Below are 10,942 nucleotides of genomic sequence, written 5' to 3'. Positions count from 1 at the left end.
AGGGCGACGGCGTGCACACGCTCGCGCGCAAGGGCTTCTCCGCGGAGAACCCCGAGGTCGGCAAGTGGCTCAAGGACTTCAAGATGACCGAGGAGTTCTCCGACCCGGGCAAGGCCAAGCGGCAGCGCGCCCAGGAAATCCTCAAGGACGCCCGCACCGCCCGCAACGAGGCCGGCGAGAGCGCGAAGACCGCCGTCCACGCCGCGCTCGCGCATGCTCCGAAGGAGCCCACCGGCCGGGAGAAGGCCGTGCTGGAGATCGCGGACTGGGGTGTGGGGCAGGGCATCGAGCTGGCCCACTTCGGCGGCGGCATCGTCAAAGGCACCGCGGGCATCGTCAACTTCGTCCGCTCGGTCAACCCGATCGACGCCTACAACCTGACCCACCCGGCCGAGTACTGGAAGGGCGTCAACACGACACTCGCCGGCCTGGCCTCCACCGTCGCCAACCCCGACCGCGCGCTGAAGAACGCCTGGGAAGCCGCCAAGGGCGACCCTTCCGAGTTCCTCGGCCGACTCGTGCCCGAAATCCTTGGCACCAAGGGCGCAGGAGCGGTCAAGGGCCTGGTGACTATCAGCAAACACCTGCCCGACGGGCACAAACCCGGGAGCACCCGGGGAGATCACGAGAGAAACCCGGACAGCAACAGCAAGGAGTGCAGCGAGACGATCTGCAAGAAGGACCCCGTCGATGTGGCCACCGGCCGCATGCTCCTGCCGCAGACCGACATCGCACTTCCCGGCTCGCTCCCACTGGCCTTCCGGCGCGTATACGACTCCTCCCGCCGTTCGGGCGGCTGGTTCGGCCCCGGCTGGTCCTCCACCGCCGACCAGCGTTTGCAGATCGACTCCGAGGGAGTCGTGTTCGCCTGCGACGAGGGAAGCCTGCTCGCCTACCCTCACCCCGCCCCCGGCGTCCCTGTCGTGCCGACCCATGGCAGGGCGTGGCCGTTGGACCGCACGGACGACGGCTACACCATCACCGACCCGGGGACCGGCACTGTACGGCACTTCACAGACCGCAACGGCGGGCTCGCGCTCCTGACCCAGATCGACGACCGCAACGGCCGCTGGATCACCTTCGAACACGACGAGACCGGTGCACCGACGTCGATCGTCCACCACGGCGGCTACCACCTGAAGCTCACCACGAGCGAGGGCCGAATCACGGCCCTCCACCTCGCGGGCGCGGCTGCGGACGGATCTGACCAGGAGATCCTCCGCTACGGCTACACCGACGGCCACCTCACCGACATCACCAACTCCAGCCAACGGCCCGTCACGTTCGGCTATGACGGGATCGGCCGCATCACGTCCTGGACCGACACCAACGGCAGCCGGTTCGACTACGTCTACGACGACCAGGACCGCTGCGTCTACCAGTCAGGAACCAACGGGCACCTGGAGAGCCACTTCTCCTGGGACGAGACGGATCCGGGCACCGGCCTGCGCATCACCTCGATCACGGACGGCCTCGGCCATACTGAACGTCACTTGATCAACGACCGTGCCCAGGTCGTCGCAGAGATCGACGCGCTCGGCGGCGTCACCCGCTACGAGTACGACAATCGCAACCGACTCCTCTGCCGCACCGACCCCGTCGGCTACGTCAGCCGCTCCACGTTCGACGACCACGGCCGACTCGTCGAGGTGGAACGCCCCGACGGCCGCCAGTCACGGGCCGAGTACAACGGCCTCGGACTCCCTGTCCGGGTCGTCGGCACGGACGGAAACGTGACCCGCCAGACCTTCGACGACCGCGGCAACCGCACCTCGGTCACAGGGCCTTCCGGCGCCACGACCCGCTTCGCCTACGACGCGCACGGCCATCTCTCCTCGGTCACGGACGCCCTCGGCCACAGCTCGGCCGTGCTCTGCGACCGCACCGGGCTGCCGATCGCCATCACTGACCCGCTGGGCGCCGTCACACGCTACGAGCGCGACGCCTTCGGCCGTCCGGTGTCGATCACCGATCCCCTTGGAGCCGTCACGCGGTTCCACTGGACCGTCGAAGGCAGAATCGCCCGCCGCATCGACTCCGACGGCACGGAGCAGTCGTGGACCTATGACGGTGAGGGCAACTGCCTGACGCACACCGACGCCATCGGCGGCGTCACCGCCTTCGAGTACACCGACTTCGACCTCCTCGCCGCACGCACAGACCCTGACGGCGCTCGCTACGAGTTCGCCCATGACAGCAACCTGCACCTGTTGCGGGTCACGAACCCCCAAGGCCTGAAGTGGGCCTACGCATACGACCCGGTTGGACGTCTGCTCTCCGAAAGCGACTTCGACGGCCGCACATTGAGCTACGCCTACGATCGCGCAGGCCGCCTGACCGCGCGTACCAACGGCCTTGGGCAGCAGGTGCGGTACGAGCGCAACACTCTCGGACAGGTCGTACGCAAGGAGGCCGAGGGCGCTGTCACCACATACGAATACGACATCTTCGACGAGCTCGCCGTGGCGGCGAGCCGTGACGTGACGCTGACAAGACTGCGGGACCGGTCCGGACGGCTCCGTTCTGAAACCGTGAACGGCAAGAAGCTGGAGTTCACCTACGACTCCCTCAACCGCCGAACAAGCCGCACGACCCCCAGCGGAGCCGTCAGCACATGGGCGTACGACCCGGCCGGCAATCGGAGCGAAGTCACTGCATCGGGTCGCACGATCGACTTCACACATGACGCGGTGGGTCGAGAGCTGACCCGAGTCGTGGGGGACGCTCTCGTGCTCACACACGAGTACGACGGGACGGGACGTCTCAGGCACCAACGCACCACCAGTCAGGGCCGCGCCCTCCAGCACCGCTCCTACACCTATCGTGCCGACGGCAATGTGATCTCCCTTGAGGACCAGCTCTCCGGAGACCGCACCTTCGAACTGGACGCGGCGGGCCGCGTGACCGCCGTGCACGCCGTGGACTGGACCGAGCGGTACGCCTACGACGAGGCGGGGAACCAAGTCCAGGCAGCCTGGCCCGGATCACACCCAGGACAAGAGGCGGCGGGCACCCGCACCTACAACGGCACACGCCTCACTCAAGCGGGAGGTGTCCGCTTCCGGCACGACGCACAAGGACGTGTGGTCCTGCGCCAGAAGACGAGGCTGTCACGGAAGCCCGACACATGGCGATACAGGTGGGACGCAGAAGACCGGCTGACGGGTGTCGTCACGCCGGACGGCACATCGTGGCGGTACCTGTACGACCCGCTCGGCCGCCGGATGGCCAAACAGAGACTGGCCGACGACGGGGAGACGCCGATCGAACAGGTCGACTTCACGTGGGATCGAGCCACCCTCTGTGAGCAGACCTCTCACGGCGTGTCGTCGCCGCATTGGGTCACATTGACCTGGGATCACGACGGCGTGCGTCCGATTGCTCAGACCGAACGCATCTCCACGTCCGCCCAAGATGAGATAGACCAGCGATTCTTCGCGATCGTCACGGACCTCGTGGGTAGCCCCAGGGAATTGATCGACGAGTCGGGGACGCTGGCCTGGCGTACGCGTAGCACACTGTGGGGCACCACCACGTGGGCAGCGTCGAGCACGGCTTACACACCCCTTCGCTTCCCCGGCCAGTACTTCGACCCCGAGACCGGACTGCATTACAACTTCTTTCGTCACTACGATCCCGAGACCTCACGGTTCCTTTCCACGGACCCACTGGGCCTCCTTCCAGCCCCCAACCCAGCCACATACGTCAAGAACCCACTCACCTGGGCAGATCCTCTGGGCCTGAACCCCTGCAAATTCGAGAATCAAATGCCGAACGAGCTGGCGGGTGAACTCGCGGACGCAGAGCGCCTGGGAGTGAAGCCGCTCAGAGTGGGGGACGACGGTTTCGACGAGGTCATCAATTCGGGCACGGTGAAGTGGGCGGTGACCATGGACGGAGACTTGGTGATCATTCCGAAACACGTCGGCGGCGTCGAACTCAAGCATCCCGTTCTGACCAATGGCGACCCCGTGCGAGCAGCCGGTGAAGCGGAGATCGCAGGCGCCGACGGCGCATACTTCGGAATGGAAGTCAACAACAAGAGCGGTCACTACAAACCGTCAATCGAAAGCCTTGAGGTAGGAAAGGAAGCGTTTCAGCGTGCTGGCATTTCGGTGTTCTGACAGTGGTCGACCGAGGGTCATCAAGGAGTGCTCGTGAGTGCCATCTCAGGCTGCTCGCTGGACGACCTGGAACGACGCGTCCAGGGCGGTGACGATGCTGTTGAGGGGGCGGAGAACTGGGAACAGCTGCGCGAACTGAGCGTCGGGAGGATGCAGTCCGACGCGTACTCCACGGAAATCCGGATCCGCTGGGGACACCTCGCGTTGACGGCCATCTCCGGCAAGCACGCGTCAGCCCCGGAGGATCCGAAGAAGGCGGTGGCCGAATCGGCTCTTGTGCGCGCCTACATGATCCGACAGTTCGGGGAGAGCGAAGAGGACGAAGCCCGGCGGATCGGCGACCTCTGCGCGTACGTGAAGACGCACCTCGACCTCACGCGCGCAGACGCGCTCCGACTGGCGGCGGAGTACCGGCGCGCTCCGGGCCCGCAGATGCTTCACCTGAGGCGGATCAAGAACATGCTCACACCGTTGGCAGTCATTCAAGACATGCTGCAGGAAGACGATCCGACCCAGCGGGACATCACGGAGTGGCTGCCCCTGATCCCCGAGCTCCCGTAGCAGGCGACCGGGCCGGCCGGGTTTCGGTGTGCGGCCGGCATCCCGGTGGCCACCCCACCGCAATCCACGAGCCTCTACGTCGCCTCCTCCAGCACATCCACCCCGCTTTGCCGAGGCGCCTGGGCAGGGTGCGACGCCTGGAGGAGACAGACGACGACGTACAGCCGCGGCCGCGATCTCGTGGCGGGCGGCGGCCTCGGGTGCGGCGCGAATGCTCGGTGTGTGCGGCCGTTTTCTCAGCGCTGATCGTTCCCGGATTCCATTGGAGACGAGGGCGGCACGGGCGAGTTCTCCGCCGGGTGGCCGTTTGAGGCCGGTGGCGACGTGGGGGCCGGCGCGGTCGGCGAGGACCGGGAGGACCTGGCGTTCGCAGATTTGGATGATCCTGTGGGTGCGGGCGGCGGTCAGGTCGTGGGTGCGGCCCGGAAGGGAGGGCGAGATTCACAGCACCTCGCCGGCCGGGTCGGTGACGACTTGGACGTTCACTCCACACCCGGAGACCGCGGCTCGGCAGCTGGCGGCAGCGTAAGAACCGGTCGGGCTCCCGGTGAGCAGATCCACGACCGGCGTCGACCGGAGCCCTGCAACACGAGTGGGGACGGTCCGACCCGCGTACGCCAGTGTGATCATTGCCGCGTTTGCGAGCCGACAGCCGCTTCAACTCGCGGGTACCCGACGTCACATGCGAGCCATGGCCGATAACTCGCTGCGCTCGCCCACCGATTCTGCCTAGTGTCCTGTGCTCGTACACGCATTCGCACACGTGTTTGCATTCCTTACAGGGAAGGGCAGGAACGTTCGTGTCTCCGTACAGAGAGCCAGTGGCACGGCGCCGGTCACGTATAGCGGCCGGTGCCTCGCTGCTCCTCGTCGCCGAAGTCGCGCTCTTAACGGGCGCCACACAGCCGACCAGCGCCGCGTCGACGCCGAAGCCGGACGCGGCCACGGCGGTGCAGCAGCCGTCGAAGGCCGACATCCTCGAATCGGACATCGCCTGGGCAGCCGAGCACGCCAAGGGCTCCACAGCGTGGGCCGTCACAGAGGCGAGGCGCACCGGGAAGAAGGTAGCCGTCACCGATGAGACGACGGCCACCACCTACACGGTCGCGAACCCGGACGGCACGCTGACCACCGAGCTCACCACCGGGCCCGAGCGGGTGTGGCGCGACGGTCGGTGGCGGAAGGTCGATGCCACCCTCACCACCGCGGCAGGCGGCGAGGTCCGGGCAAGGTCCCACCCGAGCGGACTCCGCCTGGCCGGGAAGGCGAGCAAGCCGGCGGCGTCGCTGAGCGCGGCGAGCAAGGCCGCCCCGACGGACCTGGTCACGATGGGCAGCGGAGACCGGTCCGTGACGCTGCAGTGGAAAGGCGGCCTCCCCCAGCCCGAACTTCACGGCACGACCGCCCGTTACACGAACGCCGTTCCCGGCGCCGATGTGATCGTCGAAGCGACACGCACCGGGTTCGAGCAGTTCGTCGAGATCGCCGAGAAGCCGACCGCGGGCAGCTACTCGTACACGCTGCCCATCAGGGCCAAGGGGCTGGCGGCCGAAGGGAACCAGGACGGCTCGGTGTCCTTCACCGACATCTCGACCGGTGAAGTGCGGGCGACGATGCCCGCCCCCGTCATGTGGGACGCCTCGGTCGACAAACGGTCCGGAAAGCACGAGAACCGGGCCCACGTCGGTATGAAGGTCGTCAACAAGGGCCGCGGCGCCGTGGACCTGGTCATCACCCCCGACGCGAAGTTCCTCGCCGACCCGGCCACCCAGTACCCGGTGACGGTCGACCCGTCGACCTCCGCCCTGGGCAACCTGTTCGACACCTATGTCCAGCAGGGCGAGACGGTTGACTGGTCCGGCGACACCGAGCTGGACTTCGGCAACCCCGGCACCAAGAACGCCGACGGCACCTACCGCACCGCCCGTTCCTTCATCACCTGGAACACGGCCCCCATCGCGGACGCACTCGTGTCAAAGGCGACCCTGTCGCTGTGGAACTTCCACTCGGGCAACACCGACTGCACCGCGCAGCCGTGGGAGGTGTGGGCGGCGAACAACGCCACCACCTCCAGCCGCTGGACGAACCAGCCCGCCATGAGCGCGAAGTACGCGAGCTCCACCGCCACACGCGGCAACCCCAACTGCACCGCGACGGACGGATGGATCACCGCCGACGTCACCACCCTCGCCCAGTACTGGGCCGGCCAGAAGTGGAACGTCTCCGGCATGGGGCTGCGCGCCTCCAGCGAGAGCGACATCCACGAGTGGAAGCGTGTCAACTCCGCCAACAACACGGCCAACCACCCAAGCTCACCGTCACCCACAACTACCGGCCCTCGGACGGAACGAGCCGGCAGGCCGGTGCACCGTTCAAGTCCTACGCCGGCGTGTGGGCCGTCAACACCACCACGCCCATCCTGCGCGACACGTTCACCGACGCGGACGGCGACCAGGTCAACGGCACGTTCCAGGTCTACGACGCCGCCACGAACACGCCTGTCACAACGCCGCTCGGCGAGGGGCTGCTCCTGTCTCCGTACGGCGAACAGGGCAAGCCGGTCAGCGTGACCGTACCGGCCGGTCAGCTCAAGGACGGCCGGACGTACAAGTTCCGCACCAACGCCTACGACGGCACGCACTACAACCTCAACTGGTCCCCCTGGACCCAGTTCGTCGTCGACACCACCGCACCGGCGGCTCCTTCGAAGATTGCTTCGCCCGACTATCCCGAGGGCGCGTGGACGCCGAACAAGGGCGACGGCAAGTTCGATGTCACGCCTGCGGCCGGTGACGATGTCCGAGGCGTCGAGAGCCGTACCAACGGTGGCGCCTGGAGTGCTGAAAAGCCCGCTGTCGCAGGCCAGCCCAGCACGGTGACGGGCACGCCCGCTGAGCGTGACATGAACCGGACCGAGGGGCGCACGGTCGACCGCGCGGACAACAAGGGCCCGGAGAAGGCCTACGACTACGGCACGGGCAAGGCTCCGATCAGCGGCGACACCGCCGTACCGGATTCCGGCGAGCAGCCCGAGGAGCCGGTGGACCCGGAGGAGGAGCCGTATGAGGAGGTGGACACTCCAGAGAAACAAGCCTCCCCGGACGGCGTGACGACCGATCCGCAGCCGGGGGACCGGAGCCACTGTCACAAGACCGACAGCCCTGAGATCGAGCTGTGCCAGAGCCGTACCTACAACGCAGAGATAGGAGCGGCGGCGAAGGCGCTCGCGGCGCCGGCCAACCCTCTTGTCCCCTGGTGCAACGACCCGACCGTCGGCGGATACACGCTCACCCGCGATGAGGGCTGCCACAAGATCGGCGTAGTGGCACAATGGTGGCGAATCAGCCCCAATGAGCCGCCCAAGCTCATCGGCACGGCCATGTTCCTCGTCCGCGAAGAGATCAAACTGAACACGAAGGGCACGAAGGGCGCTGAGTGGCTTCAGCAGAACACCATCGCGCCCCTGTCCATCGACGGCGCGCTCGGCACCGTGACGCTCGACTACTGGGACGTCACGTGTGGCGGTGACACAGTCTGCCAGAGGGAGTTCGTCGGCCCCGAATTCACCGGGCCGACCTCCTGGACCACCACCTCCTCGGTGACCGAACAGACGGTCCAGACGCGCAGGTTCACCTGGAAGACCGCCGCCGCCGGTCAGCAGCAGAAGTTCGACCGGGGCAACTTCCTCGGCTTCAAGGCGTCCGCCGCGCCCGCCTCGGTGAAGATCACCGAACCGAGTTGGGTGTTCTGGGAGCAGGTCCGCTGCGACCAGATCATGCGCGCCAACACCTCGGTGGGCTGTGTCTTCCCGAAGTACACGCCGACGTTCAACCTGAAGCTGAAGAACGCCGAAGGTGCCGCCCTGTACTACCTGGAGATGCGCGACAAACTCGATTGGCATCCCGGCAGTAAGAAGCACAACAGTCCTTTGCGCCGTGAATTCGACGGAGCAAAGGCGGATGCCAACCGCGGGGTTGTCTGCCCCAAGAGCGGGGCGTACCAGCTCGTAGCGCACCCGCTGGCCACTCCCGATCCGGCGAACAAGAACGCGGCTGTTCAGTGCGACGAATATGCCTTCGCAAGCACAAAGGAAAGTGGCGGAGCGACCGGGGTCGCCAACGGAGGCGAATGCCTCCAGGCGTATGCGCGCAAGGGTGGTGACGGCAAGTGGCGAGTGTACGACGATGAGCGCCCGCCCTTCGGCGGCACTCCCACGTACAAGGAGAAGTGCGCCCGAGCGTCGATGCACGGTGGTCAGAACGAAACGGCAGGTCGCCGTCTCAACGGGTTCTATTCCAAGCAAAGGATGCTGGACGAAGATCCGTATTTCATTGACGCCCCAGGCCTGGTCAGGCCCTAGCGCGTAAGAAGAAGGAGCCCCGCCCTTCTATTGGGCGGGGCCTCTTCACATCGGATGCTATCGCTCGATCCGCCAGTCAAGGCGATTCACCAGATCTCCGTCGATCACCACCGGCGCCCCGGACAGTGGGGGGTCGGTGATGGTCGGTGGCGTCTGGATCACTTGGGGGACGTAGCGGTACGTTCGCCCGCGGCCCTGGACACCCGAGCCGGATTCAAGGCCGTCCGCGATCTCGTCGAGCATTTCCCCCAGGCTCGCCCATCGGATCACGCCCCACGGATCCGAACCTTCATAATCGATCTCCCGGATGCTTCCGTAGGTGTCGCCAGGACGGTGGTCGACCGCGAGGTACTCACCGGTATTGGTGACTGCAATGGGCACCCAGAACTCGTATGCATTCGGCGGATCCCACGGTCCTTCCGGACCTTCGGGGTCCAACCCGTCATCCGTAAATTCACTGCGGAAGTCATCAAAAGCCTCCCTGAAATGCTGCGGACCACCCTCCATGCCCTCAGCCTTGACCGGGGAGTACCGGAACGGCCAGAGGGAACTGCCTGGCAGGGCACCGTCGTGAATCCGAAGCCATTGCACAAGGTGGGGATGAAGCGGATACGGGAGGGCGTCCTGGAGGGACTGGATGGTCTCTTCGGAGGCCGGCGGGTGCAGCTCGGAGAAAGCACTGGTGCACTGGTGCTCTCGAAGCCAGGTCTCGATGCGTTCCCAGGCGCGCATGAGGTCGTCCATCGGAGCATCTTGACACACAGCCGGAAACCCCAGGGAGACCGGCCTCAATACGTCAGCGCGGTTCGGTCGCTGACCAGTCCGGCGGTGGAGAGCCGGCCGGAAAGCCCCGCAGAAATGGTACTTCGAGTGGGCCGACTGCCCCCGCTTGGCACCTTCTGGCCCGAAGTGCAGGACCGGCCGCTCGGCGAGGTGACCGCCCGCCAACTCGGGTCCAGCGCCGCGCGGCGGGCATCATGCTGGAGCTGCACCAGCAGGTCATGGCCGCCACCGTCGAGGTACCGGGCGAGCAGAGAGCGACGGCTGCGACGGTGTGGCATAGGATCCATCCGGCTGGCAGCGTTCGGAAGACGGCCGGTGAAACGCTCCCGGCCAGTAGCGACTCGGGGGATCTGACACACATGCGCATCGGCGTCTATCTCGCACACCCACGCCCCGGCAGCTTCAACCACTCCGTCTTCGACACCGTCGTCGACGAGTTGCGGGACCGCGGATGCGAGGTGCTGGCCCACGACCTGTACGCGGAAGGTTTCTCCCCCGCGCTGACCGCCGCCGAGACGGAGACCGTCGAAGCCGCGGAGGCGGCCCAGGACCGCCAACTGGCGCTTCACCGCGCCGAGGTGGCCACGCTGGACGCCATGGTGTTCGTCCATCCCAACTGGTGGGGCATGCCGCCGGCCGTGCTCACCGGCTGGGTGCAGCGGGTGTTCGTGCCCGGAGTCGCGTACAAACTGGGGACCGCCGACGGTGAGCCCGTCGGGCTGCTCCGAGCCGGCCGGGCGCTCGTGCTGAACACCTCGGACACCCCCGAGGACCGGGAGCACAGCGAGTTCGGGGACCCGTTGCAGCGCATCTGGGCCGCGTGCGTGCTGCCGTACACCGGGGTCACCGACGTCCGCCGGGTGGTCTTCCGCACGGTGAGCGACTCGACGGACGAGCAGCGCGCCGCGTGGCTCCACGAGGCCCGCAAGCTGGCCGCGGCGTTGCCGGCCGACGCTTCACCCGCCTGAAGAGCGAGCAGGCACGGCTGTTGGGCCACCACCGCCGGCGCCGAGCCCGGAAGCACCCCAGGAACCGCACTGGTACCTGGCGTTGATCGGCGCCGACCCGGCGGGCCAGGGCCAGGGACACGGTGCTGCTCTGATTCGCTCCGGGC

Annotated in this window: 4 protein-coding genes and 3 pseudogenes; 5 read left to right on the top strand and 2 right to left on the bottom strand. The window is 66.8% G+C overall.

Features of this window, described 5'->3' with window-relative positions:
- Positions 1–11 precede the first annotated feature (11 nt).
- Together ABZ070_RS31620 and ABZ070_RS31615 are read left to right on the top strand one after the other, a co-directional pair.
- Entirely contained in the window at positions 12–4,124 is a 4,113-nt protein-coding gene (locus ABZ070_RS31620) for a DUF6531 domain-containing protein (RefSeq protein ID WP_356638839.1), read from the top strand.
- Between the two features lie 33 nt (positions 4,125–4,157).
- Positions 4,158–4,685, top strand: a complete 528-nt coding sequence (locus tag ABZ070_RS31615; protein ID WP_356638841.1) for a hypothetical protein — start codon at positions 4,158–4,160, stop codon at positions 4,683–4,685.
- A 285-nt stretch (positions 4,686–4,970) separates the two neighbouring features.
- On the opposite strand, the pseudogene ABZ070_RS31610 reads toward ABZ070_RS31615, so the two are convergent.
- Positions 4,971–5,174, bottom strand: a pseudogene (locus ABZ070_RS31610) (transposase family protein); the annotation flags it as partial.
- Positions 5,175–5,674: 500 nt separating this feature from the next.
- Here ABZ070_RS31610 and ABZ070_RS31605 point away from each other — a divergent pair.
- A pseudogene (locus tag ABZ070_RS31605) lies at positions 5,675–7,416 on the top strand (DNRLRE domain-containing protein); the annotation flags it as partial.
- 1,686 nt (positions 7,417–9,102) lie between these two features.
- Here ABZ070_RS31605 and ABZ070_RS31600 read toward each other — a convergent pair.
- Positions 9,103–9,789 (bottom strand): SMI1/KNR4 family protein, encoded by a 687-nt coding sequence (locus ABZ070_RS31600; protein ID WP_356638837.1) that lies wholly within the window; start codon positions 9,787–9,789, stop codon positions 9,103–9,105.
- A 398-nt stretch (positions 9,790–10,187) separates the two neighbouring features.
- Here ABZ070_RS31600 and ABZ070_RS31595 point away from each other — a divergent pair, with 398 nt between their 5' ends.
- Positions 10,188–10,796, top strand: a complete 609-nt coding sequence (locus tag ABZ070_RS31595; protein WP_356638835.1) for an NAD(P)H-dependent oxidoreductase — start codon at positions 10,188–10,190, stop codon at positions 10,794–10,796.
- A 52-nt stretch (positions 10,797–10,848) separates the two neighbouring features.
- A pseudogene (locus tag ABZ070_RS31590) lies at positions 10,849–10,942 on the top strand (GNAT family N-acetyltransferase); the annotation flags it as partial.

This window comes from Streptomyces sp. NPDC006283 (assembly GCF_040613325.1).
GTDB lineage: Bacteria > Actinomycetota > Actinomycetes > Streptomycetales > Streptomycetaceae > Streptomyces.
Note: the sequence above shows the minus strand (reverse complement) of the source record. Positions and strands in the feature narration are given on the sequence as shown.